26 protein-coding genes, 4 tRNA genes and 2 pseudogenes are annotated in these 26,752 nt (G+C 69.7%); 26 read left to right on the top strand and 6 right to left on the bottom strand.

The window, feature by feature from the left end:
* Positions 1-182 (bottom strand): annotated as a pseudogene (locus tag AB0J90_RS23055) (SigE family RNA polymerase sigma factor); the annotation flags it as partial.
* Positions 183-310: 128 nt separating this feature from the next.
* Here AB0J90_RS23055 and AB0J90_RS23050 point away from each other — a divergent pair.
* Together AB0J90_RS23050 and AB0J90_RS23045 are read left to right on the top strand one after the other, a co-directional pair.
* Entirely contained in the window at positions 311-874 is a 564-nt protein-coding gene (locus AB0J90_RS23050) for an NADH-quinone oxidoreductase subunit B family protein (RefSeq protein ID WP_363598905.1), read from the top strand.
* Between the two features lie 118 nt (positions 875-992).
* The gene (locus AB0J90_RS23045) at positions 993-2,303 is read left to right on the top strand and encodes a DUF2252 domain-containing protein (protein ID WP_363598903.1); all 1,311 of its coding nucleotides are present in this window, start codon (positions 993-995) and stop codon (positions 2,301-2,303) included.
* A gap of 21 nt (positions 2,304-2,324) precedes the next feature.
* Here the strand turns inward: AB0J90_RS23045 and AB0J90_RS23040 are convergent, their stop codons facing one another.
* Complete coding sequence (locus AB0J90_RS23040) at positions 2,325-3,368, bottom strand: glucose 1-dehydrogenase (protein ID WP_363598901.1); 1,044 nt, start codon at positions 3,366-3,368, stop codon at positions 2,325-2,327.
* A gap of 146 nt (positions 3,369-3,514) precedes the next feature.
* Here AB0J90_RS23040 and AB0J90_RS23035 point away from each other — a divergent pair, with 146 nt between their 5' ends.
* The 3 genes from AB0J90_RS23035 to AB0J90_RS23025 are packed head-to-tail and all read left to right on the top strand — an operon-like array spanning position 3,515 to position 5,520.
* Positions 3,515-4,093 carry an NADH-quinone oxidoreductase subunit C gene (locus tag AB0J90_RS23035; protein ID WP_363598899.1) on the top strand — a complete coding sequence of 193 codons (579 nt, stop codon included), beginning with the start codon at positions 3,515-3,517 and terminating at the stop codon, positions 4,091-4,093.
* Positions 4,093-5,055, top strand: a complete 963-nt coding sequence (locus AB0J90_RS23030) for a complex I subunit 1 family protein (protein ID WP_363598897.1) — start codon at positions 4,093-4,095, stop codon at positions 5,053-5,055. The genes AB0J90_RS23035 and AB0J90_RS23030 overlap by 1 nt, the downstream gene beginning before the upstream one ends.
* A gap of 33 nt (positions 5,056-5,088) precedes the next feature.
* Positions 5,089-5,520 carry an ester cyclase gene (locus AB0J90_RS23025; RefSeq protein WP_363598895.1) on the top strand — a complete coding sequence of 144 codons (432 nt, stop codon included), beginning with the start codon at positions 5,089-5,091 and terminating at the stop codon, positions 5,518-5,520.
* Here AB0J90_RS23025 and AB0J90_RS23020 read toward each other — a convergent pair.
* Together AB0J90_RS23020 and AB0J90_RS23015 are read right to left on the bottom strand one after the other, a co-directional pair.
* Positions 5,492-5,713 (bottom strand): hypothetical protein, encoded by a 222-nt coding sequence (locus AB0J90_RS23020; RefSeq protein WP_363598893.1) that lies wholly within the window; start codon positions 5,711-5,713, stop codon positions 5,492-5,494. The two genes, AB0J90_RS23025 and AB0J90_RS23020, sit on opposite strands and share 29 nt — an antisense overlap.
* Entirely contained in the window at positions 5,692-5,865 is a 174-nt protein-coding gene (locus tag AB0J90_RS23015; protein ID WP_363598891.1) for a hypothetical protein, read from the bottom strand. The genes AB0J90_RS23020 and AB0J90_RS23015 overlap by 22 nt, the downstream gene beginning before the upstream one ends.
* Positions 5,866-6,016: 151 nt before the next feature.
* On the opposite strand from AB0J90_RS23015, the gene AB0J90_RS23010 reads away from it, so the two are divergent.
* The 8 genes and pseudogenes from AB0J90_RS23010 to AB0J90_RS22975 all read left to right on the top strand — a co-directional run bounded on the left by AB0J90_RS23010 (position 6,017) and on the right by AB0J90_RS22975 (position 15,058).
* The gene (locus AB0J90_RS23010) at positions 6,017-6,607 is read left to right on the top strand and encodes an NADH-quinone oxidoreductase subunit I (RefSeq protein WP_326561126.1); all 591 of its coding nucleotides are present in this window, start codon (positions 6,017-6,019) and stop codon (positions 6,605-6,607) included.
* A complete protein-coding gene (locus AB0J90_RS23005) occupies positions 6,604-7,107 on the top strand; it encodes an NADH-quinone oxidoreductase subunit J (RefSeq protein ID WP_363598889.1) in 504 nt (167 codons plus the stop codon). Before AB0J90_RS23010 ends, AB0J90_RS23005 begins: the two co-directional genes overlap by 4 nt.
* A pseudogene (nuoK, locus tag AB0J90_RS23000) lies at positions 7,104-7,394 on the top strand (NADH-quinone oxidoreductase subunit NuoK); the annotation flags it as partial. The gene AB0J90_RS23005 and the pseudogene nuoK, both read left to right, overlap by 4 nt.
* Positions 7,395-7,501: 107 nt before the next feature.
* Positions 7,502-9,397 (top strand): NADH-quinone oxidoreductase subunit L, encoded by a 1,896-nt coding sequence (locus AB0J90_RS22995; RefSeq protein WP_363598887.1) that lies wholly within the window; start codon positions 7,502-7,504, stop codon positions 9,395-9,397.
* Positions 9,394-10,917: an NADH-quinone oxidoreductase subunit M gene (locus tag AB0J90_RS22990; protein WP_363598885.1), complete on the top strand. Its 1,524-nt coding sequence runs from the start codon at positions 9,394-9,396 to the stop codon at positions 10,915-10,917. Before AB0J90_RS22995 ends, AB0J90_RS22990 begins: the two co-directional genes overlap by 4 nt.
* Complete coding sequence (locus tag AB0J90_RS22985) at positions 10,914-12,461, top strand: proton-conducting transporter membrane subunit (protein WP_363598883.1); 1,548 nt, start codon at positions 10,914-10,916, stop codon at positions 12,459-12,461. The genes AB0J90_RS22990 and AB0J90_RS22985 overlap by 4 nt, the downstream gene beginning before the upstream one ends.
* Positions 12,462-12,636: 175 nt before the next feature.
* Positions 12,637-13,518, top strand: coding sequence for a zinc metalloprotease HtpX (gene htpX, locus AB0J90_RS22980; RefSeq protein WP_326561121.1), 882 nt, complete (start codon positions 12,637-12,639; stop codon positions 13,516-13,518).
* A 271-nt stretch (positions 13,519-13,789) separates the two neighbouring features.
* Positions 13,790-15,058: an MFS transporter gene (locus tag AB0J90_RS22975; RefSeq protein WP_363598881.1), complete on the top strand. Its 1,269-nt coding sequence runs from the start codon at positions 13,790-13,792 to the stop codon at positions 15,056-15,058.
* A gap of 81 nt (positions 15,059-15,139) precedes the next feature.
* Here AB0J90_RS22975 and AB0J90_RS22970 read toward each other — a convergent pair whose 3' ends face one another.
* A complete protein-coding gene (locus AB0J90_RS22970; RefSeq protein WP_363598879.1) occupies positions 15,140-15,634 on the bottom strand; it encodes a YajQ family cyclic di-GMP-binding protein in 495 nt (164 codons plus the stop codon).
* 146 nt (positions 15,635-15,780) lie between these two features.
* Here AB0J90_RS22970 and AB0J90_RS22965 point away from each other — a divergent pair.
* Positions 15,781-15,864 (top strand) — tRNA-Tyr (locus AB0J90_RS22965).
* 299 nt (positions 15,865-16,163) lie between these two features.
* On the opposite strand, the gene AB0J90_RS22960 is transcribed toward AB0J90_RS22965, so the two are convergent.
* Positions 16,164-17,837, bottom strand: coding sequence for a cellulose binding domain-containing protein (locus tag AB0J90_RS22960; protein ID WP_363598877.1), 1,674 nt, complete (start codon positions 17,835-17,837; stop codon positions 16,164-16,166).
* Positions 17,838-19,187: 1,350 nt separating this feature from the next.
* On the opposite strand from AB0J90_RS22960, the gene AB0J90_RS22955 reads away from it, so the two are divergent.
* The 12 genes from AB0J90_RS22955 to rplA all read left to right on the top strand — a co-directional run bounded on the left by AB0J90_RS22955 (position 19,188) and on the right by rplA (position 26,672).
* The gene (locus AB0J90_RS22955) at positions 19,188-19,355 is read left to right on the top strand and encodes a hypothetical protein (RefSeq protein WP_363598875.1); all 168 of its coding nucleotides are present in this window, start codon (positions 19,188-19,190) and stop codon (positions 19,353-19,355) included.
* Positions 19,356-19,414: 59 nt separating this feature from the next.
* Complete coding sequence (locus tag AB0J90_RS22950; protein ID WP_363598873.1) at positions 19,415-21,982, top strand: EAL domain-containing protein; 2,568 nt, start codon at positions 19,415-19,417, stop codon at positions 21,980-21,982.
* A gap of 112 nt (positions 21,983-22,094) precedes the next feature.
* Positions 22,095-22,167: transfer RNA gene (locus AB0J90_RS22945), tRNA-Thr, on the top strand.
* Positions 22,168-22,193: 26 nt separating this feature from the next.
* Positions 22,194-22,266: transfer RNA gene (locus AB0J90_RS22940), tRNA-Met, on the top strand.
* Between the two features lie 130 nt (positions 22,267-22,396).
* A complete protein-coding gene (gene rpmG / locus AB0J90_RS22935) occupies positions 22,397-22,564 on the top strand; it encodes a 50S ribosomal protein L33 (RefSeq protein ID WP_013288652.1) in 168 nt (55 codons plus the stop codon).
* 147 nt (positions 22,565-22,711) lie between these two features.
* Positions 22,712-23,158: a MaoC family dehydratase N-terminal domain-containing protein gene (locus AB0J90_RS22930; RefSeq protein WP_363598871.1), complete on the top strand. Its 447-nt coding sequence runs from the start codon at positions 22,712-22,714 to the stop codon at positions 23,156-23,158.
* Between the two features lies 1 nt (position 23,159).
* A complete protein-coding gene (locus AB0J90_RS22925) occupies positions 23,160-23,561 on the top strand; it encodes a MaoC family dehydratase (RefSeq protein WP_363598869.1) in 402 nt (133 codons plus the stop codon).
* Positions 23,562-23,734: 173 nt separating this feature from the next.
* A tRNA-Trp gene (locus AB0J90_RS22920) sits at positions 23,735-23,807 on the top strand.
* Positions 23,808-24,067: 260 nt separating this feature from the next.
* The gene (gene secE, locus AB0J90_RS22915) at positions 24,068-24,463 is read left to right on the top strand and encodes a preprotein translocase subunit SecE (RefSeq protein ID WP_326561110.1); all 396 of its coding nucleotides are present in this window, start codon (positions 24,068-24,070) and stop codon (positions 24,461-24,463) included.
* A gap of 39 nt (positions 24,464-24,502) precedes the next feature.
* The gene (nusG, locus tag AB0J90_RS22910; RefSeq protein WP_363598867.1) at positions 24,503-25,234 is read left to right on the top strand and encodes a transcription termination/antitermination protein NusG; all 732 of its coding nucleotides are present in this window, start codon (positions 24,503-24,505) and stop codon (positions 25,232-25,234) included.
* A 200-nt stretch (positions 25,235-25,434) separates the two neighbouring features.
* Positions 25,435-25,863 carry a 50S ribosomal protein L11 gene (gene rplK, locus AB0J90_RS22905; RefSeq protein ID WP_363598865.1) on the top strand — a complete coding sequence of 143 codons (429 nt, stop codon included), beginning with the start codon at positions 25,435-25,437 and terminating at the stop codon, positions 25,861-25,863.
* Positions 25,864-25,952: 89 nt separating this feature from the next.
* Positions 25,953-26,672, top strand: a complete 720-nt coding sequence (rplA, locus tag AB0J90_RS22900; RefSeq protein ID WP_363598863.1) for a 50S ribosomal protein L1 — start codon at positions 25,953-25,955, stop codon at positions 26,670-26,672.
* The last annotated feature ends 80 nt before the right edge of the window (positions 26,673-26,752 follow it).

Here is a 26,752-nt window from a genome sequence, read left to right as displayed (position 1 = left end):
TGCACCAGATCCTGCGCCTGCCCCAGATCCCCCGTGTACGCGCACAGATGAACGGTCATCGACCGGAAATGCGCGTGGTAGAACGCATCGAACTCGACTCTCTCGGGTCTGCCCGGGTCGCCCTCACCAGCAGGTACAACCGGTGGTGAAGCGTCGACGCCCGGACCTGTCGTCACCGTCACTCGTTCCTCCCCGTCCGGGCCCCTGCCCGAGGACGCCGGTAACACGTGCCGGCGACGGCACCGGTTGCGGGCAAGCGACCGGATGATGCTGTGGTTCACTGTCGGGTGCCGGACCGAGAGGGGGGACCATGCAACTGCCCGGAGTGCTCGGCGAGCCGATCAGGTTCGTGCTCAACTGGGGACGCCGCTACTCATTGTGGGTCTTCAATTTCGGACTGGCCTGCTGCGCGATCGAGTTCATCGCCACCAGCATGGGCAGACACGACTTCATCCGGCTCGGGGTCATCCCGTTCGCCCACGGCCCCCGCCAGGCCGATTTGATGGTGGTCTCCGGCACGGTCACCGACAAGATGGCCCCGGCGATCAAGCGCCTCTACGACCAGATGCCCGAGCCGAAGTACGTCATCTCCTTCGGCGCCTGCTCCAACTGCGGCGGACCGTACTGGGATTCCTACTCGGTGACCAAGGGCGTCGACCAGCTCATCCCGGTCGACGTCTACGTGCCCGGCTGCCCACCCCGCCCGGAGGCACTGCTGCACGGCATCCTCCGCCTCCAGGAGAAAATCGCCGCCGAGCAGTCCGGGATCGGCGGCGTGGCCCGCCCGGATCCGCTCAGCGCACCCGTCGACGCCGGCACCGGACGCAGCGTCGCCTCGCTGACCGCACCGCCCGTACGGCCCCCGTCGAGCTGACCGAGTCACCCGTCAGCCGTCACTCGTCGCCTGTGCGCCGACCACGGCAGGGCTGACTGCGTCACCGGTCAGCCGACCACGGCACCGGGCCTGGTCAGGGCGGACTAGCCTGCGGAGCATGAGCACTGATCAACGGGCGGACCAACTGGTCGACGTCCTGATCGCCGAGTTCGGCGAGTCGATGGCCCTCGACCCGGCCGCGTTTCGGCGCAAGTTCCGCAAGATGGCCGCCTCACCGTTCGCCTTCTACCGGGGCAGCGCCTCGGTCTTCTACGCGGACCTGACCGGCGACTTCGCCGACGACCGGTTCCTCACCCCGCGTACCAGCCGGGTCTGGATCCACGGCGACCTGCACGCCGAGAACTTCGGCACCTACATGAACGGCTCCGGCCAGCTCGTGTTCAACGTCAACGACTTCGACGAGGCGTACGTCGGCCCGTTCTCCTGGGACCTGAAACGCTTCGTCGCCAGCGTGGCGCTGATCGGGTACGCCAAGGCGCTCTCCGACGACGTCATCAGCGACCTGGTGAGCCGGTTCGCCCAGACGTACCTGACCGAGCTGCGGGCGATCGCGGCCGGTGGGGAGGAGGCGATCGGCTCGATCACCCTCGAAAACGCCGACGGCGTGCTGCGTACGGTGCTGCAACGGGCCAGGTTGAGCACCCGGGTCGACCTGCTCTCCGCCCAGACCACGATCGACAACTACGAGCGCCGGTTCGCCCTCGGCGACGGGGTGTTCGAGATCGACGAGGCGGCCCGCGCGGAGGTGGTCACCGCGTACGAGCGCTATCTCGGCACGCTGCCGGCCTCCACCACCGGCCTGCGCCCGGTCGCCGCCCAGATCAAGGACGTGGTGCTGCGCAAGGGTGTTGGCATCGGCTCGGCCGGGCTGCCGTCGTACAACCTGCTGCTGGAGGGGCACACCCAGGCGCTGGAGAACGACGTGGTGATCTACATGAAGCAGGCCCAGGTGCCGGCGGTGGCCCGGTACGTCGACGACCCGGGCGTGCGGGGCTACTTCCAGCACCAGGGGCACCGGACCGCCGAGTCGCAGCGGGCGCTGCAGGCGCACGCCGACCCGTGGCTGGGCTTCACCGAGCTGGGTGGGGTCGGCCAGTTGGTCGCCGAGGTGTCGCCGTACGCCGCCGACCTGGACTGGTCCGACGTCAACGAGCCGGCGGAGCTGGCCGGGGTGATCGGCGACCTGGGTCGGGCGGTGGCCCGGATGCACTCGGTCGCCGACGACGAGTCCAGCCACGACCTGGTCGACTACTCCACCGAGGAGGAGATCGTCGCGGTGGTGGACAAGGACGAGGCCGGTTTCGTGGCCCACCTGGTCGACTTCGCGCACACCTACGGGCTGCGGGCCCGCCGGGACCACCAGATCTTCGTCGACCTGTTCCGCAACGGCCGGCTGCCCGGTCTGTAGCCGGGCTCGCGCCGGAGACAGTCAGGCGAAGTCGAGTACGACCTTGATCTCACCGGATACGGGGGTGTACGCCTCGGCGTACGCCTCCACCGGCACCCGGCGGCTGATCAGCGCCTCCAACCACTGCCGGTCGGCCTTGGCCAGGGCGGTGGCGGCGAGGTCCCAGTGCCGGCGGTTGGCGTTCACCGAACCGAACACCACGTTGTTCTCCAGCACCAGCTCCCGGTTGAGCGCACCCGCATCGAAGTCGATCATGCGACCGCCGGTGGAGACACCGGTCAGGCAGACGATCCCGTTCGGCGCGGCCTGACACATCACGTCCAGTACGACCGACGGCGCACCGGTGCACTCGAGCACCACGTCGGGGTCGAAGCCGAGCGCTGCCATCCCCTCGGAGTGGTACTGCGCGCCGAGTGCCCGTACCAGGTCCGGCTTGGGGCCGGTGGGACTCCGGTCCAGCACGTGCACGGTGAAGCCGCGCTGGCAGGCCAGCAGGGCGGCCAGCAGCCCGATCGGCCCCGCCCCGGTGACCAGTACGGTCTCCGGCCGCCAGACCGCCCGAGCGCCGATCCGTTCGATGTGCTCCCACGCCTTCGCCACGATGCTGGCGGGTTCGAGCAGCATCCCGACCTGCGCGAGCGCCGGTTCGAGCAGGATCGCGTACTGCGGGTCGACCCGCCAGCGTTCCCGGGCGAAGCCGGGCAGGCCCTTGATGCCGTGCTCGGTGTACTGACCGTTGCTGCACATGTCCCACTCGCCGACCGCGCAGTTCGGGCAGGGCACCGGGTCGGGGTGGCGGACCACACCGGCCACCAGGTCACCGGGGCGCAGCGAACCGGTCGGGTCCTCGATCACCCGTCCGAGTGACTCGTGGCCGATGACCAGTTCGGCGGAGCCCGGCGGTGCCTCCCCGTAGTGCCCGTCGATGATCTCGTGGTCGGTGCCGCAGATTCCCACCGCCAGCGCCTGGACCAGCACCGCCCCCTCGTCGATCGGCGGCTCGGGATAGCCGTCGACGAGGCGCAGCGAGTTCGGGGTCCCGGGGATGACAGTCACGGCGCGCACGCCCGTCATTCTCCCGTGCCCGGCGCGTTTCCCGCAGCGAAAGGCGCCGGGCGGCACCCGCCGCGCCGGCCGCGCACCACGCCGTACGGCGCCGGTTAGCTCGCGGGACGCGGTGCCCGACCGGCCGGGGTCATAGGATCGCGGGCATGACGCCGGACGAGATCGGTACGCGACTGGGCACGCTCCTCGGTGGTGAGCAGCTCACGGTCGGCGTGTCCGGCGGGCAGGCGTACGCGCGCGCGACGGTCGACGTACCGCCGGACCGGTGGCGTGACGCGCTCCGGACCGCCCGCGACGACGCCGAACTGGGCTGCGACTTCTTCGACTGGCTCTCCGCCGTGGACGAGCTGGCGGACGGGTTCGACATCGTCGCCCACCTCTGGTCGACCCGGCACCGGCACGGTGTGCTGCTGCGTACCCGGGTGCCCCGACCGGAGCCGGAGGTGCCGTCCGTGGTGGACCTCTACCCCGGTGCCGCCTGGCACGAGCGGGAGACGTACGAGATGTTCGGGATCGGCTTCGCCGGACACGCCGAACTCCGGCCGCTGCTGCTGCCGCCCGAGTTCGAGGGACATCCGCTGCGCAAGGAGTTCGTGCTCGCCTCGCGGGTGGCCAAACCGTGGCCAGGGGCGAAGGAACCCGGTGAGTCGGAGGCGGGAACGGCTCGCCGGGCACCGATGCGACCGCCGGGCGTACCGGCGCCGGGTGAATGGGGCGACCGCTGATGCCGCTCTGGTTGGAACTGCTGATCCGGGTGGTGGCCGTGGTGGTCGCGTTCCTCACCCTGCCGCTGGTCGTCGGCCAGCTCGAACACAAGGTGATGGCGCACATGCAGGGCCGGCTCGGCCCGATGTACGCGGGCGGCTTCCACGGCTGGGCCCAGTTGATCGCCGACGGGGTCAAGTTCGTGCAGAAGGAGGACGTCACGCCCCGGGCGGCGGACCGGGCGGTGTTCCGGCTCGCGCCGGTGGTGGCGCTGGTGCCGTACCTGTTGGCCCTGCTGGTCATCCCGCTCGGACCGGGGGATCTGGTCGGGCAGCCGCTGGACATCGGCCTGTTCTTCGTCCTTGCCGTGATCGGCGTGGGTGTGGTCGCGGTGCTGATGTCGGCGTGGGCGTCGGCGAACAAGTACAGCCTGCTCGGCGGCCTGCGCGGGGCGGCCCAACTGCTCGGCTACGAGCTGCCGCTGGTGCTCTCGGCGGCGAGCGTGGCGATCGCCGCCGGCACGCTGAGCCTGCCCGGCATCGTCGAGGCGTGGCAGCCGTGGTGGCTGATCTGGCAGGCGCCGGCCATGTTCGTCTTCTTCGTCGCCGGGCTGGCCGAGATCCGCCGCCCGCCGTTCGATATGCCGATCGCCGACTCCGAGTTGGTCTTCGGCTACATGACCGAGTACACCGGCCTGCGGTTCGCGTTCTTCCTGCTCGCCGAGTACGTCGGCATCGTGGTGATCGCGGCCCTGACCACGGTGCTGTTCCTGGGCGGTTGGCAGGGCCCGTTCGGGGACGAGTACCTGGGCTGGCTCTGGACCCTGATCAAGATCTTCGCGGTGTCCTTCGTGGTGATCTGGTTCCGGGTGTCCTACCCCCGGCTGCGCGAGGACCAGTTGCAGCGGCTCTGCTGGCTGGTGCTGGTCCCGGTGTCGCTGGGTCAACTCGTTCTCACCACGGCGGTCCGCGTCGCATTCTGAGCGGGGCACGTACGGGGGCTAGGCTGACGCACCGTGGTCGACATCGACAGCGCGGTACGACGGTTCGTCAGCGACGTCTGGCACGACTCCCGTGAGGAGACGGCGTACGAGTTGGTCGCCGACGAGTGCCCCGGCCTCGGCGGTTCGGGGCCGGCGGCGGTGCTGGCCTGGCACCGGGAGCGCCGTACGGCCTTTCCGGACCTGCGCTACAAGATCGTCGACTTGATCGTCTCCGGTGAGCGGGCGGCCCTGCACTGGCGGGCCGCCGGCACCCAGCGTGGCGCCTTCGGGCCGGTGCCACCGACGGGGCAGGTGGTCAGCTACTCCGGCGCCACGTTCCTGCGCTTCGACCCGGCCGGCAAGATCATCGACGTATGGAGCGTCAACGAGCTGTTCCAGCTCCTGCAACAGCTCGGCGTCGAGGTCCTGCCACCGCTCACAGGTGCCGGGGGATCAGCCGACTGACCGGCAGGTTCATCGCCCACGGCTCCCCGGTGTCGACGAACTTGTTCCACCGGCCCGTCTCCGTGTACACCTCGTGCACCGGGTCGATCTTGTACGTGTAGACCGTCAGCCCGTCCTCGAACTCGATCCGCCAGTAGAACGGGATCCCGGCCTGGGCGTACAGCGCCGGCTTCAGGATCCGGCCAGCCGCCACGCGATCGTCTGGTGGGCGGCCGTGGGGGAGGACGACATGATCAGAACTCCGTCGAGCAGCTCGCGGCGGTGGCCGTCGTCGGGCAAGGCATCCAGATCGTCAGTGGTCCACCCGTCCGTCGGCGGGTAGGCGTCGCTGAGTGCGGAGGCCATGCGAAGTTCCTCTCACGCGGGGCCGGGATCCCCGTGCCCAGGGTACGGCACCCCTAACGGCCGGTAGGGCGGGAAGTGGCGGGTGGTGGTCGCGCCGGGGCGACCGACAGTGCAGGATGGGCGGCATGAGCGAGCGAAGTGGGCCGGTGGCATGAAGGTGCCCGGAGAGGGTCTCGCGAAGGGTCTCGCGGTCACCCTCAAGACGATGGTCGGCCACTCGCACACCCAGCAGTACCCGGACGTCGAGCCCGAGCTGCCGCCGCGCTCACGCGGCGTGATCGCCCTGGCCGAGGAGAACTGCACGGTCTGCATGCTCTGCGCCCGGGAGTGCCCGGACTGGTGCATCTACATCGACTCGCACAAGGAAGAGGTCCAGGTCCCCGGCGCGGCGCGGCCCCGGCAGCGCAACGTACTGGACAAGTTCGACATCGACTTCTCGCTCTGCATGTACTGCGGGATCTGCATCGAGGTCTGCCCGTTCGACGCGCTCTACTGGTCACCCGAGTTCGAGTACGCCGAGTACGACATCAAGGACCTGCTGCACGACAAGGACCACCTGGGGCAGTGGATGGCGACCGTGCCGCCGCCGCCCGCGCACGACCCGAACGGTGAGCCGGCGAAGGAGGAGACCGCCGCCGCGCGCAAGGCCGCGACCCCGCCGCCGGGCGCCGCCGCCCCGACCACCCCGCCGGTACGCCCACAGCGTCCCGCCGCGCCCCCACCACCCTCGGCGGCGCCGTGACCGGGGCGGATGTGCTGCTGCTGGCCCTCGGTGCGGTCGCGGTCGGCTCCGGCGCGCTGGTGGTGACCACTCGGCACCTGGTCCGGGCCGGTCTCTACCTGGTGGTCTGCCTAGGCGCGATCGCCGGGCTCTACCTGGTGCTCACCGCCGAACTGCTGGCCTGGGTGCAGGTGCTGGTCTACGTCGGCGCGGTCGTGGTGCTGCTGCTGTTCGCGGTGATGCTCACCCGCGCCCCGATCGGCGCCTCCACCGACCTGGACCGGCCCGGTTGGCCGGCCGCCCTGATCGGCGGCGGCACCGGGGCGGGGCTGACGCTGCTGCTGATCGACGCGTTCCGCTGGTCCAGGGTGGATCTGCCCGAGCCGGGCACGGCCGAACGGCTCGGTGCCGAGATCTTCGGCCGCTGGGTGCTCCCGTTCGAGGTGCTCTCCGTACTCCTGCTCTCGGCACTGGTCGGCGCGATCGCGATCAGCGTACGGATTCCGGGGCGGCGCCGATGAGACCCGTGATCCCGTACGTCACCGCGGCGATCCTGTTCGGTCTGGGCGTCTACGGCGTGCTCCGCCGACGCAACGCGGTGCTGGTGCTGATGGCGGTCGAGCTGATGCTCAACGCGGTCAACCTGCTGCTGGTCACCGCCGACAGCACCACCCGGGCGGCGCTGCCGCACGGCGGGCAGGTGTTCGCGCTGTTCGTCATCGTGATCGCCGCCGCCGAGGTGGGTGTCGGGCTGGCCATCGTGTTGCAGCTCTACCGGTTGCGCGGCAGCGTCGCGCTGGACGAGGTGACGCTGCACGAGCACCCGCCGGACGAGGGCCCCGAGCCGGCGGTCGATGCCACCGGCACCGGGCCCACCGGCAGTGCCGGTTCCGCCGCCAGTGGGGTGGGGGCCAGGTGACCGCCGCTGTCGTGCTCGGCTGGCTGCTTCCGGCCGTACCGTTCGGGGTGGCCCTGGCCGGGCTGTTGCTGCCGCAGCGGTCCCGGGCGGTCGCCGCCGGCCTCGGCATAGCCGGTGCCGCCGCGAGCCTGGTCGTCGCGGTGATCCTGCTCGCCACCCTGGACGGTGCCGCCGCCGAGGGTTCCGCGCTCTGGGTCGAGTTCGGTGGTCTGGAGGTGACCGCCGGGGTACGCCTCGACCCGACCGCCGCCCTGGTCGCGATCGCCGTGGCGGTGGTCGCGCTCGCCGTCCAGGTCTACTCCGTCGGCTACCTCGACCACGACGACCGGTACGCCCCGTACGCCGCGCAGATCAGCCTCTTCACCGCCGCCATGCTGCTGGTGGTGGTCGCCGGAGACCTGCTCCTGCTGCTGGTCGGCTGGGAGGTCATGGGCATCTGCTCGTACCTGCTGATCGCGCACGACCGGCGGCTGCCGGAGGCTCCGGCGGCGGCGGTGAAGGCGTTCCTGGTCACCCGGGTCGGTGACGTCGGCTTCCTGCTCGGCATCGCGGTGCTCGGTTTCACCGCCGGCAGCTTCCGGATCTCGGAGGTGCTGGCGCACGACTTCGACGCCACCACGCTCACCGTCGCCTGCCTGCTGCTGCTCGCCGGGGTGGCCGGCAAGAGCGCCCAGTTTCCGCTGCACACCTGGCTGCCGGACGCGATGGCCGGCCCGACCCCGATCTCGGCGTTGATCCACGCGGCCACCATGGTCGCCGCCGGCATCTACGCGGTGACCCGGCTGTACCCGCTCTTCGTCAAGTCTCCGGCGGCGCTGACCGTGCTCGGGGTGATGGGCGCGGTCACCCTGCTGCTCGGGGCGCTGGCCGCGACCGCGCAGGACGACATCAAGCGGGTGCTGGCCTGGTCGACGGTGTCCCAGATCGGCTACATGGCCGGCGCGCTCGCCGTGGGTTCACCCGCCGCCGCGCTGTTCCACCTGCTCAGCCACGCCGCGTTCAAGGCGCTGCTGTTCCTCGCCGCCGGCTGTGTCATCCACGCCACCGGCACCAACTCGATGTCGGCGATGGGCGGGCTGCGCCGCCGGATGCCGGTCACCTTCTGGTGCACGGTGATCGGGCTCGGCGCGCTCGCCGGGGTGCCGCCGCTGGCCGGCTTCTGGAGCAAGGACGGCATCCTCGCCGTCGCCGAACGGGCCGCGCTCGACGGGGTCGGCCCGGCCGGCGCACCGGTCGGCTGGCTGGTCTGGATCTCCGGCCTGGTCGGCGTCGCGGTCACCGCCTGGTACGCCACCCGCCTGCTGCTGCGTGCCTTCGCCGGCTCCTACCGAGGCGAAGCGGCGCCGCACGACCCGCCCGCGTTGCTCCGCTGGCCGGTGCTGGTGCTGGCCGTACCGAGCGCCCTGTTCGGGGCGGTCGCGTTCGCCGGGCCGTTCGCCGGCTGGCTCCGGCCGCCGGGCATCACCGAGCACCCGCCGAACCTGCTGCCGCTGGACGAGGAGCTGATCCACTTCGGCCCGCAACTGGTCTACCCGGTCGCCCTGCTGCTGCTCGGTGCGGGACTGGCCTGGTGGCGGTGGCGGCGTGACCCGGCCACCGACCCGGCGACCGCGCTGGGCCCGCTGCGCCCGGCCTTCGACCGCGCCTTCTGGCTCGACGAACTCCAACACACCCTGGTCGTACGCCCGGTGGCGGCGCTGGCCCGGCTCGCCCGCCGCGGCGACGAGGTGCTGGTCGACGGGGCCGTCGAGGGAGTCGGCCGGGGCAGTGGCGCGCTCGGTGACTCCCTCGGCACCCTGCATCGGGCGGGGCTGCCGAGGGCGGCGACGGCCGTACTGGCCGGGACGTTGCTGATCGGGCTCGCCGCCGTGTTGATCGGAGTCGGCGGATGAGCGCCGGACAGGTCGGACTCGTTGCCATCCTGGCCCTGCCCGCGGTCGGTGCGGCGGTGACCGCCGCGCTGCCGGAGCGCTTCGACCGGGCGGGACGGGCGGTCGCCACCGGTTTCGCCGCGGCCACGCTGGTGGTCAGCGTGCTGCTCTTCTTCGGTGTCGGAGGCGGCGGCTTCGTCCACCAGGTGCCGGAGCAGGGACCGCCGGGGATCCACCCGTGGCACGAACTGGACCTGACCTGGGTGCCCGGACTCGACCTGCGCTTCCACCTCGGGCTGGACGGGATCTCGTACCCGCTGGTGGTGCTCACCACCCTGCTGACGCTGCTCTGCTGCGTCTACACCTGGTGGCGGGCGCCGGCACCGGGCCGGGGCCGTACGCTGACCGCCCTGCTGCTGGTCATCGAGGTCGGCATCCTGGGCACCTTCCTCGCCCTCGACCTGGTGTTGTTCTTCGTCTTCTTCGAGGTCGTCCTGCTCCCCATGTACGCGGTGATCGCGATCTGGGGCGGGGACCGGCGGGTGTACGCGGCCCGGAAGTTCGCCCTCTACACCCTGTTCGGCTCGGTGCTGCTGCTGGTCGGCGTCTTCGTCGTGGTCAGCGCGGCCGGCACCGCCGACATCGTCGCCCTCACCGGCGGCAAGGGGCTGTCCCGGACCACCCAGTTGGTGGCGTTCACCCTGTTCGCGCTCGCCTTCGCGGTGAAGAGTCCACTCTGGCCGTTGCACTCGTGGCTGCCGGACGCGCACAGCCAGGCGCCGACCGTCGGCAGTGTCATCCTCGCCGGGGTGCTGCTCAAGATGGGCACGTACGGCCTGATCCGGATCGGTGTCGGGGTGACCCCGGAGGGCGCCCGTTGGGCCGCACCGGTGCTCGGTGCGCTCGCCGTCGCGGCGATCATCGTCGGCGCCCTGGTCTGCCTCGCCCAGACCGAGCTGAAGCGCCTCATCGCGTACTCCAGCGTCGGCCACATGGGTTTTGTCGTGCTCGGCATCGCCACGGTGACCACCACCGGGATCCAGGCCGCGTTGATCGGCAACATCGCCCACGGGCTCATCACCGGCCTGCTCTTCTTCATCGCCGGGGCGATCAAGGACCGGGCCCACACCGGTGAACTCGCCGAGCTGGGCGGGCTGCGGGAAACCGCCCCTCGGCTCGCCGGGCTGCTCGGCTTCGCCGCGATTGCCTCGCTCGGGCTGCCTGGACTCGCCGGGTTCTGGGGTGAGGCGTTCGGCGTGGTCGCCGCGCTGCGCCTCGGCGGTCCGCTCTGGACCACGCTCGGCGTACTGGCGGCGTTCGGCGGGGCGCTCACCGCCGCGTACTTCCTGCGGCTGCTGCGCCGGATCAGCCACGGCCCCGCGACGCCCGCCGTGGCCAACCTGAGCCCCAGGGGGTACGCCGTAGAGCAGGCCATCTGGGCGCCGCTGGTGGTGCTCATCCTCGCCGTCGGACTGCTGCCGCCGATCGCGCTGGACGTCGCCGACGAGCCGGTGAAGGCCCTGATCGAGGCGATCTCATGAACCTGACCCAGAGTGTGGACAACATCGCGCTGCTGCCGGCGTACCTGGCCGCCGGCACCGCCGTACTGGTGCTCCTGGCCGACCTGGTGGTGGCCCGGCGGGGCGCGACGACGGCCGTGTTCGCGGTCGGTGCGCTCGCCACCGCGGTCGGAGCGCTGGTGGTGGGCAGCGGCGACGACCGGCAGACGTTCTGTGCCGGCGACGCCTGCTCCTACCTGTTCACCGGCCGGACCGGCCTGATCGGCGCCCTGTTCGCCCTGCTCACCCTCGGGGTGCTGGCGTTTTCGGTGCCGCTGCTGCGGGCCGGTGAGGTGCCGGCGGGGGAGTACTGCTTCCTGCTCGCCTGTTCGATGACCGGCGGTGTGGTGCTCGCCGGTGCCGGCGACCTGATCACCCTGATCGTGGCGCTGGAGACGCTGACGCTGCCGCTGTACGTGCTGGTCGGGCTGCGTCGGCGCAGCGTGGCCGGTGCCGAGGCGGCGGTCACCTTCTTCGTGGTCAGCGTGGTGGCGACCGCGGTGACCCTGCTCGGCGCCGCCCTGCTGTACGCGGTCACCGGGGCGCTGCACTTCCGCCTGCTGGCCACCGCGTTCGCCGCCGACCCGAAGCTGCTGGACGTGCCGCTGACCTCGGCCGCGGTGGCGCTGGTGGTGCTCGGGCTGGCCTTCAAGATCGCGGCGGTGCCGTTCCACGCCTGGGCCCCGGCCACGTACGACGGCGCACCGCTGCCGGTCGCCGCGTACCTGTCCACCGCGTCGAAGCTCGGCGGTGTCGTCGCCCTGCTCGCGGTCACCGGGATCGCCGCGCCGGTGGCGGGGGCGGTGGTCTCGGACGGGTCGGTGCCGTCGACGAACGCGGTGCTGCCCGCGTCGGTGACCGGGCCGGTGCTGGCCGCGCTGGCGGTGCTCACGATGACCGTGGGGAACCTGGTCGCGCTCCGGCAGACCCGCATGATCCGCCTGTTGGCCTGGTCCTCGGTGGCCCAGGCCGGGTACGTCATCGCCCCGCTCGGTGCGCTCGCGATCGCTGGCGGTCGCACCGCCGAGGCGTTCGAGACGGCGCTCGCCGCCGCGCTCGCGTACACCGTCTTCTTCGTGCTGTTGGAGCTGTCCGCGTTCGGCGCGGTGATCGCGCTGCGGGCCGGGCACGGCGACGGTGGGGAGATCGGGGACTTCCGGGGAGCCGGACACCGCCGTCCGGCGGTAGCCGCCGTACTGGCGCTGGCGCTGGTCGGGCTCGCCGGGTTGCCGCCCGGACTGGCCGGTCTGTTCGCCAAGGTCACCGTCGTCCGGTCGCTGCTGTTCGGGGACTCCGACTGGCTCGCCCTGGTGGTGGCGGTCAACGCGGTGATCGGACTGGCCTACTACGTACGGGTCGCCGCGACGATCTTCTCCCCGGCCCCGGACACCGCCGCCCCCGGTGAACTCCCGACCGGCGTACGGGTGCCCTGGCCGGTCGCTGCGGCGCTCGCCGCGGCCACCGTGGTCACGGTTGTGATCGGCTTCGCCCCACAACTCGTCCTGGACGCCGCCGCCGGCTGGTGACGTCTGTCCCTGGTCGGCCGGTGACAACGGGCCCGCAATCGGACTTCGGTGCCGCAACCTCCGCCGCCCATCGGCGTCTTACAGGCAACTCTCAGCTATATGGGGATTGTTGATGGGTATCGAGTTGTTGGAACGGTCAGCGGTTTCACGAGAACCGCGCACCGAAGGAGTGATAGTGCACAGCCACCGCAACGGTCTCAAGACGGCCGCACTGCTCGGCCTGCTCACCGCGCTGATCCTCGGCGTCGGTTACGCGCTAGGCGGCAGCGGCGGTCTGGTCGTCGCCGTCCTGGTTTCGCTGGCGATGAACGCCGCCAGCTACTTCTGGTCGGACAAGCTCGCGCTTCGCTCGATGCGGGCGAAGCCCGTCACCGAGGCGGAGTTCCCGGCGCTGTACCAGATGGTCCGGGAGCTTTCCACCTCCGCCGGGCAGCCGATGCCCCGGCTCTACGTCAGCCCCACCATGCAGCCGAACGCGTTCGCGACCGGGCGTAACCCGCAGCACGCGGCGGTTGCCGTGACCACGGGCATCACCCAGATTCTCGACTACCGCGAGCTGCGGGGCGTGATCGGACACGAGCTGTCACACGTGTACAACCGTGACATCCTCATCTCCAGCGTCGCGGCGGGTCTCGCCGGCATCATCACGATGCTGTCGTACTTCGCCTGGTTCCTGCCCATCGGTGGCGGGGACGACGACGACGGCCCGAACCCGGCCGCGCTGCTGCTGATGCTGATCCTCGGCCCGATCGCCGCGAGTGTGATCCAGCTCGCCATCAGCCGCAACCGCGAGTACGCCGCGGACGCCTCCGGCGCCACGATCACCCGCGACCCGCTGGCCCTGGCCAGTGCCCTGCGGAAGATCCACGAGGGTACGCAGCGGCTCCCGTTGCCGGCCGACAACCGGCTCACCTCGACCGCACACCTGATGATCGACAACCCGTTCAAGGGTGGCGGCCTGGCGGGTCTCTTCTCCACCCACCCGCCGATGCAGGAGCGGGTACGCCGCCTGGAGCAGATGGCCCAGAACTCCGGGCCGGTGCAGTTCCAGCGTTGATCCGGCACTGACACGCGCGTAGCGATTCGAACCGCCGACCGGGTTTCCCGGTCGGCGGTTCCGTGTCCGTCGGCCCGATTTTCGTCCTCCTGGACCCGTTGGGGCCTTCCGGCCGGGTGAAGTCGTTTCACCGCGACCCGACCGGGGCGTTAGGGTCAGGAGGTCTTCCGCTCGTTACACACCTTTGTTTCGGCCCAGCACCCCGGGCTGTTACATCCGTACGACGTCGATCCGTCTCACGTCGCCGATTCCCGACCAGGAGGTCGCACCCGTGGCTGCGCTGCGCCAGTATCTGTTGGTTTGGCGGATCCCCGGCGCACCCATGCTGCTGGTCACCGGCATCATCGGCCGGCTCGGCATCGGCATGACCCCGCTCGCGCTGCTGCTGGTCGTCGAGCAGGTCACCGGCAGGTACGCGCTCGCCGCCGCGGCGGGCGGCGTCTACGCCCTAGCCGGCGCCGCGCTCAGCCCGGTCGCCGGCCGGATCGCGGACCGGATCGGCCCCACCCCGGTCCTCGTCGTGACCGCCGTCGCGCACCCGCTCGCCCTGGTGGGCCTGCTGCTCGCCAGCCGCGCCGGAGCGGACGCGCTCAGCACGATCTACCTCATGTCCGGTGTCGCCGGGGCAACCTTCCCACCGCTCACCGCCGCCATCCGGGGCGCCTGGAACGACCTCACCGAGCCCGGATCCGGCCGGTACGGGCTCCGCAACACCGCACTCGCCGCCGAGACCTCCCTGTTCGAGATCGTCTTCGTACTCGGGCCGCTGCTGGTCGCGTTCTTCGTACTGCTCGCCGACGCCACCGCCGCCCTGATCGGTGCGGCCGTGGTGACCCTCGTCGGAACCCTCGCCGTCGCACTCGGCCGGGTCATGCGCGGCTGGCGCCCGCACCCGAACCACGCCCACGCCACCGGCCTCGGCCCGTTGCGCTCGGGAGGTTTCACCGCCCTACTGCTCTGCGCCGCCGGCCTGGGGGTCGCGTTCGGCGCCGCCGGGGTCGCCGTGCCCGCGTACGCCTCCGCGCACGTCTCCGGCGACGCGGAGAGCCTCGCCGGGGTGCTGCTCGCCGTCTGGGGCGTCGGCAGCGCGGTCGGCGGGATCTGGTTCGGCACCCGCCGGGCGGCCCGGAACCTGACCCGACAGTTCACGCTGCTGCTCGCCGCCGTCGCGGCCAGCTTCGCCGTCTTCGCGCTGATGCCGCACCCGGTGGCGCTCGGCATCGCGCTGGTGATCGGCGGGGCGACCATCGCACCGGCGCTGACCCTGGAGAACACCATGGTCGGGCGGATCTCGCCCGGCGGCATGCTCAATGAGGCGTACACCTGGCTGGTCACGATGTCGGTGGCGGCGAGCGCAGCCGGTGGCGCTGCGGCCGGACTGATCGTCGACCAGATCGGCGTACCGTGGGCGTTCCTCTTTGCCGGGGCGGCCGTCGCCGTCGCGGCCCTGGTCGCGGCGCCCCGCCGGGGCCCGATCGCAAGGGCCGAGGCCCGCGCAGCCGTACGGGTGGAGCAAGCGCTCGCCGCCGAGCTGGTCTGACCCCGGTACGCCGTCACGGTGGCCCCGCGGGGCGGGTGCCGGCCGCGGCCCGCGCTGGTTCGGCGGGCCGCAGCGGTGGTGTCAGCGGTAGTTGGTGAACTGCAGGGCGACGCCGAAGTCCTCGCTCTTGAGCAGCGCGATGACGGCCTGCAGGTCGTCCTTCTTCTTGGCGGTGACCCGCAACTGGTCGCCCTGGATCTGCGCCTGTACGCCCTTCGGCCCCTCGTCGCGGATCTTCTTGCCGATCGACTTCGCCTTCTCCGAGTCGATGCCCTGGATGACCTTGCAGTCGATCTTGTAGATCTTGCCCGAGGCGCGGGCGTCACCGGCGTCCAGAGCCTTCATCGAGATGTTCCGCTTGACCAACTTCTCCCTGAAGACGTCCAGCGCCGCCTTGACCCGCTCCTCCGTCTCGGCCTGCAGGCTGATCGCCTCCTCGCCGGACCAGGAGATCTCCGCGCCGGTGCCACGGAAGTCGAAGCGCGTGCCGAGCTCCTTCTCCGTCTGCCGGAGGGCGTTGTCGATCTCCTGCCGGTCGACCTTGCTGACGATGTCGAACGACGGGTTGGCTGCCATGATCATGCTCCTGCTGGGTCGCGGTATGAAGATGTCCCGGACGGCTGCTGGGCGGTCCGACATGCCGACCGTACCCGGTTGCGAAGATGCCCGGTGCAACCGCTATCCTTGCTTCCGCTGCCGCGTTCAACGTGGCGGCACGCCCTGGCGGGTTGCCCGAGCGGCCAATGGGAGCGGACTGTAAATCCGTCGCGAAAGCTTCAGAGGTTCGAATCCTCTACCCGCCACCAGGTGCGATTGTCGCCCCTGACCAGCAGAGATGCCGATCAGGGGCGATTCTCGTTGATCCAACCGAATTTTCCAGTCGAGCGAGCCGGATCCGGCTCTCCGTGGCTCTGGTGGGCAGAGGCGGTGGGCGGATCGATCTTGACTCGTCCTGGTGGTTCTCAGATGGTTCGCGTGTCCCTCCTGACGACTCCGGGGCGTGCCGTCTTACCGATCCGTAGCTACTGGCGCTGCGTCGGGGCGGGCCCGGTGTGGAGGCCTGCTACCTCCACACCGGGCCAGGGAACGCGTGGAGCGCGGATGACTACCTGGCAGTACAGGTGGGTGTCAGTCCCGTACCCGTACCGGTGCCCTGGAAGCCGAACTCGGTGGACTGGCCGGACGTGAGGGAGCCGTTGTAAGCGACGTTGGTGAACTGGACCGCGCCGGTGTTCCCGCTGCGGTTGGCATTCCAGGCGTTGGTGACGGTGGCGCCCGACGGCAGGGTCATCGCGGCCGTCCAGCCGGTGATCGGCGAGGAGCCGGCGGTGACCCGTACGGTGGCGACGAAACCGCCGGTCCACTGGTTGATCGACACCGACGCCGAGCAGCCGGCACCGGCCGGTGGTGTGGTCGGGGGTGTGGTCGGCGGGCCGGTGGTGGGTGGTGTCGTCGGAGGTGTGGTCGGCGGGGTGGTGGTCGGTGGCGTGGTGGGCGGAACGGTCGGGCCGTCGGAGAGGACCGGGGTCTGCCAGTCCCTCCACTCGGCCAGGTTGCCGGCCGCCCTGCTGGAGATCCTGATGGAGCCGGGAGCGTTGCCCGTCTTCAGCAGGAACTTCTGGATGTTCTGCTGCAGGGGCGTGCGCCACTCCGACCTGTTGGCGCAGTGGTTGCCGTCCTGGATGTCGGACCAGTAGGTGATGTTCTCTCCCGCACCGAGCGCCTTGTAGACCTCCGCTCCGCCCAGGGCCGCCACGCTCGCGGACCGGGGACCCAGGTTGGCGATGTGGGGGTTGTCCATGATGAACAGCCCTCGCGGGGCGACCATGGCCACCATCTCGTGCGTGTCCACCGGCAGCGTGTTCGGGCTGCTGGTGAAGGAGCCGAACGCGTCACCCAGCCAGGGTTGTTCCCCGTACGCGCTGCTCAGACTCTGGGCGCCCTCGCCGGGGATCCCGCGGAAGATGGGCACACCGGCGCTACCCGATTCGATCGGCATGGTCAGCGCGATGCGCTGGTCGTAGACGCCGACCACGAAGGCGCCCTTTCCGAACCGGGAGCATCCCGTGACACCGGTAGCGTCCGCCCTGAGGATGTTGCCGCCCGACTGTTCGATGACGTCGATGATCCGGCTCACCCCCCAGGCCCAGGCCATCAGCAGCCCGGTGCTGCTCGAAGAGCCGTAGATGCTGTAGAAGGCGCCCTGCTTGTTGTTCCGTGGCGTGCCCTCTCTGCCGACCGCGTACGGGTCGTAGTTGATGACGGCGGCGCCCGCGGCCCTGATCGCGGCCGTGTCCGCCCCGAATCCGCCCAGCACGACGACGGCCGGGTGTGGTCCGGCGCCACTGGGTAGTTGGACGCTCGCGGAGAAGCTGGAACTCCTGCCGTTGTGCGACACGTTCACGGTGATGCTGCTGTTCGAGACCGTGCCGGTGACGCTTGCCGGCTTGGTGGGCTTCTCGCCGTAGACGTACCTCTCCGCCAGCTTCTTGATCTCTGCTCGTCGGCAGCGCCAGTCCGACTTGGCGGATATGCGCGTACCGTCCAGCTTCCTAAAGGGGTCGGGAAGCCTGGAGTTGGCAGTCAACGAGCCGGGCAGCGACACCGCGCAGTCGGCACCCTCGTCCTCGACGGACGCGGCGGCCACGACGTCGCCGGCAGCGGCCTCGGCGGTGGTGCTTCTCGCTACCGCCGATACCGCTCCAGCGGCGGCGAGCGCCGCTACCGCCAGCACGACGACCGTCGAACGGATTCTGGGATGCCCTGAGCTGATGGTCACTAGGGCTCTCCTTCCGGGTGGGGTGGTGGAAGCGACATCTGCGTGATCGATGATCACGAATGTCGAGTGCGGCTCAAGTGTCGAGCAGAATATTGCAGAGTGTCAATATTCTGCCGAAACTTTCGGCCATCTCGTCGACCGTCGCGCGCGGGGTGCCGGACGTGGTCGCGACGCGGTGCGATAAACCAGTCGATGCTCGCCGGGGTGGTCGGTGTCTGACTGCAGCCACTCGGTCCAGGTTGTGCTGGCATCAGCGGTGGGTGCCGGGGTACGTCCACCGACCGCGCCGCAGAGTGAACCACCTATCGGAAACTTTCCGGCACCCGGCGCTTCCGATTTGGCGATACGTAGCGGTGAGTGACGACCCCCGGGTGAGCGCCGCCGGTCAGATTGTCGATGCGGCGGCAAAGTGACACCGCCGTCGACCGTGGGGTGCCGGCGGCAAGCGGCAAACAGGGTCCGTGGCGACCTGTGCGTCTGCGTGGCATCCGATTCCGCCCCTCCGCCGCGTGACTTACGTCACGGTGCGGGCTCGGTCGTCGGGCGCCGTCGTGTCGCCCGTCGTGGGCGCCGGCTGTCCGTCCGAGGTGGAGCGTGACTTCGGTTCGCCCCGAAGTTGGTCGGCGCGGAGTGTGTCGTACGCGAACAAGACGTGAGCGAACATGATCGGTGCGGCAATCAACGGTTGACGTCTCGCAAACGGCCGTGCCGATTTGACCACTCATCGTGATGTTGTCGCAGCCGATGGTGTTGTTATCCGGATGGCGCCGGCCGACTCAATCACCGGCCCCAAAGGCCACCAATACCTACTGTGATTGGTGCCCTGGAACCCCCGTCGAGTTGTTTGTCGTGTCCGAGGTCGCCCTTCGTGTCGGTGGCACCCGGGTCGGGGTGAATCGAGTTGTCCAGGGGCTGCGCGGAGGGTGATGTCCGCCGCTGGTTGCCCGGACTGCCACACACTGTGTCGACGGGCGAGCGTTGCGTTGACGTGCGACTACGGGCTGGCGGGGCCGGATCGAGGTCGGGCTGGACCTGGTGGGTCGGGCGTACGACCGTCCGATATGGGGAGTGTTGATGGCATAAGTTCGTTAGGTCGATTATGAGGGGCAGCGCGATTTAGTCCGGGTTATCTGATTCGAGGAAAAGTTCACTTCGCGCGCTGCGCGCACCAAGTCGGCGATCTGTAGCGCATGGGGTTGCATCCAGCCGGTGGAGTTGTCCCTACCGTTCGGTTGGAATTTGCCGGATCAGCGGCACGGCAGGCCCGTACCGCTTTGCTGCCTCCGGTAGCTGTGGCACCATCATGGAACCTCCACCTCCTCTCCGTCATTCTCTCGACAGGAGCCAACGATGTCTGCACGACGGCTGGGTCGGCTGCTTGGTCCGGCCCTTGCGCTCGCCGCGCTCTTCGGCGCCATCTTCGTCGCCGACGAGCCTGTCGCCTTCACTCAGGTGACCTTCGACTGGGGCCTGAGCGTCGGCACCGCTGTCTGGCACGTGAGCGGGAGCGGCGTGTAGAACGACCTCGCGGCCTGCCTCATCGGAGCCGCTAGGAAACGCGACCCCTAGGGAGCGGCATGGCCGGGCGGCAGTCATCGCCACGACGATCCGCTGAGCATGCCTGGTTCATTACCGGTCCACTGGCGATCCTGGCGGTGATCTGGTCGACGGCGCTCGGCATCCTGGCGCCGCGGCTGTCGGAAGACTCCGCCGCCAGGCTCAGTGTCGACGATCCGGTTCGCGGATGGTTGATCGCGGCCTTCCTTCTGGTCGTGATGGTGCTGACCGAGGGGTCGACGCTGCACGTCGTCATCCGGCGACAGGCGGTCATCGCGACGGTCACCGAGATCCCGCTGGTCCTGGCGCTCTACTTCCTGCCGCCGCTGACCGTGGTGTTCATCTTCACCCTGGCAGCCCTGCTCACCCAGATCCGACGCAAGGTCCGGTCGGCGAAGTTCGCGTTCAACGTGGCCAAGACCGCGGCCGCGACCTCGCTGGCCGGCCTGGTCCTGCACGCCCTACCGCCGATGAACGGTGTCGGCCCAGCCACCTGGGGCGTCATCTTCGTCGGCGTCAGCACCATCACCCTGGTCACGTTCGCCGCGGTGATCGGTGTGATCACGCTCGTGCAGGGCACCCAGGCGGGCTGGGAGGTGACCCGGACCGCCGCGCCCAACCTGATCGTGGCCGCGGCGAACATGTCGGTCGGCCTGATCGTGCTCATCGCACTCGCCACCACCTGGTGGTCGGTGGTGCTGCTGGCCGTGCTCGCCGGTGGGTTGGCCCTGGTCGGCCGGTCCTACGCCCAGTTCTTCCGCCAGCACCGCACCCTTGCCGACATGTACGACCTGACCCGGGCGATGACCCGCAGTGGCCAGGACGGCACCCTCGCCGACGTGATGCTTGGCCGGGTACGGGCCCTGATGCAGGCCGAGTACGCCACGCTCTGGCTGCCCGCCCAGGGTCGGCATCCCGAGGTGCTGCTCACCGCTCGGGTCGACGATCCCGGACTGCTCGACTTCGGTCGGACGCCGTTGATCGCCCGTCAGCGGGCGTACCAGGAGAAACAGACCATTGCGGTCGGTGGCCGGCTGGACGGCGACGAAGAGGTACGCGCGGCGTTGCGCGCCGGGGGTGCCAAGGACGTCATCGTCGCCCCGCTCCGTTCCGGCGAGGCCGTGATCGGCACACTCGAACTGGTCAACCGGCTCAGCGACAGCACCCACTTCCTCCCCGGTGACATACCCATCTTCGAGACGATCGCGGCGCACGTGGCGGTGGCGCTGGAGAACTCCCGACTGGTCGACCGGCTGCGCCACGACGCGTACCACGACGGGCTGGTGAACCTGCCGAACCGGCGCCGGATGACCGAGGCCCTCGAAGAGGCGGTACGGGTCCGGGCGCCCGGTGAGGTGGTCGCCGTACTCCTCTTCGACGTCGACGGGCTGCGCCAGGTCAACGAGTCTCTCGGGCACGCCGCCGGTGACGAGGTGCTGACCGAGGTCGCGTCCCGGTTGCGTTCCAGCGCGCCCGCGGCCGCCCTGGTCGGCCGGATCGGCGGCGACGAGTTCCTGGTCACCCTGCGGGCGGAGAACGCCGAAGCGGCCACCGAACTGGCCGCCGAGCTGCGCGAGCAGATCCAGGACCAGATGGTCTTCGGCACGTTGGTCCTGGACGTCGACACCGCGGTCGGGGTGGCGGTCCATCCAGACCATGGCAACGACCCGGAGACGCTGCTGCGGCGGGTCGACCTGGCGGCCACGGCGGCGAAGTCCACCCCGGGCAGCGTCCAGTTGTTCAACCCGGCGTTGGAGTCCCGGTCCATGCATCGCCTCGGCCTCGCCGGCGACCTGCGCCGGGCGCTGGACAACGGCGAGATCGAGGTCTACTTCCAGCCGAAGGTGACCCTGGACGACCGGCGCCTGGTCGGGGTCGAGTGCCTGGCCCGGTGGGAGCATCCGGCGCACGGCCCGGTCTCGCCCGAGGACTTCGTGGCGGTCGCCGAGCACACCGGCCAACTCGAACGGCTCACCGAGGCGGTGTTGCGGGAGGGGCTGCGGCGCAGCCGGGACTGGACCGCGGGTGACGAACCGTTGGCGGTGTCGGTCAACCTCTCCGCCCGTACGCTGATCGACCAGCATTTCCCGGACCGGGTCCAGGAGTTGCTCGCCGAGTACGGCGTCGCGCCGGAACTGCTGACCTTCGAGATCAAGGAAGCCGGCGTGCTGGACGGGACCAACCGTCCGATGCCGACCCTGCGGCGCTTGCGCGAGGTCGGCGTACGCCTGTCGGTGGACGACTTCGGCACCGGTTACTCGTCCCTGTCCTACCTGCGCCGGTTGCCGGTCGACGAGGTCAAGGTCGACCGTTCGTTCGTGCAGGGCATGGCGACCGATCCGGTGGACCTGGCGATCGTCAACGCGGTCGTGACGCTCTCCCAGCAGTTCGGCCTCACCGTGGTCGCGGAGGGCGTGGAGAGCGAGCTGACCCTGGAACTGCTGCAGGACATCGGCTGCCAGATCGGTCAGGGGTTCCTGTTCAGTCGGCCGCTGCCGTACGAGCGGCTGGAGGCCTGGTTCGGTGCCCAGGCGGAGCCGGAAGCCGCGTCCTCGACCGACGTACGCCGGCTGCGCGCGGTGCCGTGAGGCCGGTCAAATGGCCGTTGGCCAGGGGCTACGCGACGCCCCGGGATCCGATTTCCCCACTGCTGGATCGCCGTGTACTCTTACCCCTGCGCGCCAAAAGCAAGATCGCGTCGCCCCCTTAGCTCAGTCGGCAGAGCGTCTCCATGGTAAGGAGAAGGTCTACGGTTCGATTCCGTAAGGGGGCTCAGAGGGTTCAGCTGGACCCGCCTGCGGCGGTGTAGCTCAGATGGTAGAGCAAGCGGCTCATAATCGCTGTGTCGCCGGTTCAAGTCCGGCCACCGCTACTCTCGGCGCCCGGGCCCAGTCCGGAAACCGAAGTGAAGGGCGCCAAGTGGCGCCCACTTTGCATGTCCGCATAGCAGGCAGGTACGCTGCTGTGTCGTAGTTGATCCTTAGCGAGGAAGGCACTCCGCCGTGGCGAAGGCGACCGATGTCCGTCCGAAGATCACTTTGGCGTGTGTGGAGTGCAAGGAGCGCAACTACATCACGCGTAAGAACCGTCGTAACGACCCGGACCGTATCGAGCTGAAGAAGTTCTGCCCCCGGGACGGCAAGCACACCGTTCACCGCGAGACCCGCTAGAACCGCTGGCCGGCTCAGCGCCGGCCGCGCAGTCTTCCCACATCGCCGTACCGATCGGGCGTTTTCGCCTTCGGTGCGGCGATCGTGTTTGTCCGGCCGGCATTTCGCCGAACGGTGATCGAGGATCCGGGAGTGTAGGTTCGCGGCATGTCGTTGGATCCGTCTTTTGTTGGCCGCAGCTATCCGCCGACCGTCCCCTATCAGGTGGGACGGGAGAAGATCCGTGAGTTCGCGACCGCGATCGGCGCGACCGACCCGGCGTACCACGATCCTGAGGCCGCGCGCGCGCTCGGGCATGGCGACGTGGTCGCCCCGCCGACCTTTCCGGTCATCATCACGATGGCGGCGAGCCAGCAGCTCATCGAGGACCCCGCGCTGGGCATCGACTACAGCCGGGTGGTCCACGGCGACCAGCGGTTCGCGTACGCCCGCCCGGTGGTCGCGGGGGACGAGCTGGTCTGCGTCAACACCGTCGAGGAGATCACCTCTCGCGGTGGTCACGATTTCCTGACCACCCGCACCGATGTTTCGACGGTGGCCGGCGAGCCGGTCGTCACCGTCTGGTCAAAGCTTGTCGTACGCGGGGAGGGCTGACGTGGAGCTGCCGGTCAAGACCTTCCGGGTCACCCGGGCGGACCTGGTCCGCTACGCGGGTGCCTCGGGCGACTTCAATCCGATCCACTGGAGCGACCGGTTCGCGACCAAGGTGGGGCTGCCGGGCGTGATCGCGCACGGCATGTTCACCATGGCACTGGTCGGCCGTGCGGTCACCGAGTGGGCCGGTGACCCCGCCGCGGTGGTCGAGTACGGCGTCCGGTTCACCCGGCCCGTGGTGGTGCCCGACGACGAAGAGGGCACCGAGATCGAGGTGCGCGCGGTGGTACGCGACGCCACCGAACCGGGCCTGACCAGGCTGGACCTGACCGCAACCTGTCACGGTGAGAAGGTGCTGGCGCAGGCGCGGGCGACCGTCCGCGGCTCGTTCACCGGAGCCTGACGGTCGATCTCCACCCGCGCTCGACCGGCCCCGACCGGCTCGGCGTGGCGGGTGTTCGGCACAGGGCGGTGGCCGGTTGGGAAAGTCGGTCGTCTACCCGTACACTGGTCCGCCGTGGGGCAAGTAGGCCCTACTTAGGCGTGCGCGCCCGAGTAGGGACGGCTTTCCCGCACAGGGGTGTAGCTCAATTGGCAGAGCAGCGGTCTCCAAAACCGCAGGCTGCAGGTTCAAGTCCTGTCACCCCTGCGCCTTAGGCCTGACCGTTCCCGGGGGTCGGAGTCGCCGACGCGCGACGATCGTCCCGTGGTGGTGGCATCGGCGGGGCTGTTCTGGAGCGGGTCACCCGCCGAAGAGCGGTTTTCGTCGGCTCCGCCGGCCGCGGCCCGTCCCGGGGGACGGTAGGGTCCGGGTTTCGGCCGAGCGCGTTACTCGTACTCGGTCGGCGTGACCAGTGTGTCGTGCGTCCACCCGACGTACGAACCCAGCACCCCCCGACGGAGGGCGAAGTGGCCGAGAGCAACCGGCGCGGCGAGGACGCCGCGGACGACGACCGTCTTGACGACGAGACGATCGACGACGCTATCGACGATGACGCCGACGAGGGCGAGGAGCCGGTCTCGCGCGGTGGCACCGCCACCCGTTCCCGGACCAAGGCAGAGTCGGCGGACAGCCGGCCGAAGGCAAAGTCGGAAACCCAGCGGGTGGGATTTTTCGGCCGGATCGCCCGGTTCTTCCGCGAGGTCGTGGCCGAACTGCGTAAGGTCATCTGGCCAACCCGGAAGGAACTGCTGACCTACACCGCCGTGGTGGTCGTCTTCGTCGCCGTGATGTTGACGGTCGTGGCCGGGCTGGACTACGGGTTCGCCCAGGGCGTGTTGTGGGTCTTCGGTAACCCCAGCTGACCCAGCTGCCGCAGCTGATAGTGACGGAAGTGAGCAAGCGTGCCTGAGTACGACGAGACCGCCGGACCCGCGGACGAGCAGTCCGCGGTGGCGACGGCGGCCGGTGACGAGTCGGTCGAGGCCGCCAGCGAGCCGGATTTCGATGAGATCACCGAGTCGGAGCCGGACGAGGACTACGACCCCGTCGCTGAGTTGCGGCAGAAGCTGCGCTACGCGCCGGGTGACTGGTACGTCGTGCACTCCTACGCCGGTTACGAGAACAAGGTCAAGACCAACCTGGAGACCCGGATCACCAGCCTCGACATGGAGGAGTTCATCTTCCAGGTCGAGGTTCCGACCCGGGAAGAGGTCGAGGTCAAGAACGGCAAGCGGAACCAGGTCCAGGCGAAGGTCTTCCCCGGTTACATCCTGGTTCGGATGGAGCTGACCGCGGAGTCCTACTCCTGTGTCCGGAACACCCCGGGCGTGACCGGCTTCGTGGGTGCGACCGACCGGGTGGACCGGCCGGCGCCGCTGTCGCTGGACGAGGTGCTCAAGTGGCTTGTCCCGGCGGTCGAGGCCGAGGCCAAGGGCGGTAAGGCGAAGCCTGAGGTCCGGGTGCTCGACTTCGAGGTCGGTGACTCGGTGACCGTGACCGACGGTGCCTTCGCCTCGCTGCCGGCGACGATCAGTGAGATCAACCCGGACCAGCAGAAGCTGAAGGTGCTGGTGTCGATCTTCGGCCGGGAAACCCCGGTCGAGCTCAACTTCAACCAGGTCGCCAAGATCTGACGTTCGCTGATGGGCGTCGGGTCCGGTCGGGCCCGGCGCCCATCGCCGTCTGTTCGGCCTCGACGGCGACCTGGGCGGATGGCCGGGCTCCGGCCTGCGCTATCCTAGAACGTCGCCCCGTTGGTCGCGCTGACCGTGCGCGCCCCGGTGCCGACAACGTCCGGTGCACATTCACCAGATATCAAGCCCCAGGAAGAGACATGCCTCCGAAGAAGAAGCTCGTCAAGACGTTCACGCTTCAGCTGCCGGCAGGCCAGGCCACTCCGGCTCCGCCGGTCGGCCCGGCGCTCGGCCAGCACGGCGTCAACATCATGGAGTTCTGCAAGTCGTACAACTCGCAGACCGAGTCGCAGCGTGGTGACATCGTCCCCGCCGAGATCAGCGTCTACGAGGACCGGACCTTCACCTTCGTGCTGAAGACCCCGCCCGCCGCGCGCCTGTTGATCAAGGCCGCCGGTGTGGCCAAGGGCTCCGGCGTGCCGCAGAGCGAGAAGGTCGGCTCGATCACCCAGGCGCAGCTCCGCGAGATCGCCGAGAAGAAGATGGTCGACCTCAACGCGAACGACGTGGAGCAGGCCGCGAAGATCATCGCCGGTACCGCCCGCTCGATGGGCATCACGATCAAGTGACAACTCTCCACCTCAGCGTGGCGAGTTCGGAATTCGTGGGAGGGCGCGCCGACGGCGCGACCCGCCAGACACCACAGGAGTAGTCAGAGATGCAGCACAGCAAGAACTACCGCAAGGCCACCGAGGTCATCGACCGGGACAAGCTCTACACCCCGGCCGAGGCGGTCAAGCTCGCCAAGGACACCAGCAGGGTGAAGTTCGACGCCACGGTCGAGGTCGCGATGCGCCTCGGCGTCGACCCCCGTAAGGCCGACCAGATGGTCCGCGGGGTGGTCAACCTGCCGCACGGCACCGGTAAGACCGCCCGCGTGATCGTGTTCGCCGCTGGCGCGAAGGCCGACGAGGCCGTTGCCGCCGGTGCGGACGAGGTCGGCACGGACGAGCTGGTCGCCCGGATTCAGGAGGGCTGGCTCGACTTCGACGCGGCGATCGCCACCCCGGACCAGATGGCCAAGATCGGCCGGATCGCGCGGATCCTGGGCCCGCGCGGCCTCATGCCGAACCCGAAGACCGGCACCGTCACCATGGACGTCACCAAGGCCGTCTCGGACATCAAGGGTGGAAAGATCACCTTCCGGGTGGACAAGCACTCCAACCTGCACCTGATCATCGGCAAGGCCTCCTTCACCGAGACCCAGCTGATCGACAACTACGCCGCTGTCCTCGACGAGGTGCTGCGTGCCAAGCCGTCGGCGGCCAAGGGCAAGTACCTGAAGAAGGTCACCGTCGCCACCACCATGGGCCCCGGCGTGCCGGTCGACCCGAACGTGGTGAAGAACCTGCGGGGCGACTCGGCCGTCGAGGCCTGAGCCACTCCGGGTCCGATTCAGGGCTCACGTACGACGCGTCGGGGCTCCACCCAGCAACGGGTGGGGCCCCGACGCGTACG

Source organism: Micromonospora sp. NPDC049523 (genome assembly GCF_040676775.1).
Classification (GTDB): Bacteria; Actinomycetota; Actinomycetes; order Mycobacteriales; family Micromonosporaceae; genus Micromonospora_G.
This window is presented reverse-complemented; position numbering and strand designations above follow the sequence as displayed.

What these genes read in the sequence shown, in the direction of transcription:
- AB0J90_RS23050 (WP_363598905.1), top strand. Translation starts at nt 311, where the DNA reads ATGCAACTGCCCGGAGTGCTCGGCGAGCCGATCAGGTTCGTGCTCAAC.
- AB0J90_RS23045 (WP_363598903.1), top strand. Translation starts at nt 993, where the DNA reads ATGAGCACTGATCAACGGGCGGACCAACTGGTCGACGTCCTGATCGCC.
- AB0J90_RS23035 (WP_363598899.1), top strand. Translation starts at nt 3,515, where the DNA reads ATGACGCCGGACGAGATCGGTACGCGACTGGGCACGCTCCTCGGTGGT.
- AB0J90_RS23030 (WP_363598897.1), top strand. Translation starts at nt 4,093, where the DNA reads ATGCCGCTCTGGTTGGAACTGCTGATCCGGGTGGTGGCCGTGGTGGTC.
- AB0J90_RS23015 (WP_363598891.1), bottom strand. Translation starts at nt 5,865, where the DNA reads ATGGCCTCCGCACTCAGCGACGCCTACCCGCCGACGGACGGGTGGACC.
- AB0J90_RS23010 (WP_326561126.1), top strand. Translation starts at nt 6,017, where the DNA reads ATGAAGGTGCCCGGAGAGGGTCTCGCGAAGGGTCTCGCGGTCACCCTC.
- AB0J90_RS22990 (WP_363598885.1), top strand. Translation starts at nt 9,394, where the DNA reads ATGAGCGCCGGACAGGTCGGACTCGTTGCCATCCTGGCCCTGCCCGCG.
- AB0J90_RS22985 (WP_363598883.1), top strand. Translation starts at nt 10,914, where the DNA reads ATGAACCTGACCCAGAGTGTGGACAACATCGCGCTGCTGCCGGCGTAC.
- AB0J90_RS22970 (WP_363598879.1), bottom strand. Translation starts at nt 15,634, where the DNA reads ATGGCAGCCAACCCGTCGTTCGACATCGTCAGCAAGGTCGACCGGCAG.
- AB0J90_RS22955 (WP_363598875.1), top strand. Translation starts at nt 19,188, where the DNA reads ATGTCTGCACGACGGCTGGGTCGGCTGCTTGGTCCGGCCCTTGCGCTC.
- AB0J90_RS22950 (WP_363598873.1), top strand. Translation starts at nt 19,415, where the DNA reads ATGGCCGGGCGGCAGTCATCGCCACGACGATCCGCTGAGCATGCCTGG.
- AB0J90_RS22930 (WP_363598871.1), top strand. Translation starts at nt 22,712, where the DNA reads ATGTCGTTGGATCCGTCTTTTGTTGGCCGCAGCTATCCGCCGACCGTC.
- rplK (WP_363598865.1), top strand. Translation starts at nt 25,435, where the DNA reads ATGCCTCCGAAGAAGAAGCTCGTCAAGACGTTCACGCTTCAGCTGCCG.
- rplA (WP_363598863.1), top strand. Translation starts at nt 25,953, where the DNA reads ATGCAGCACAGCAAGAACTACCGCAAGGCCACCGAGGTCATCGACCGG.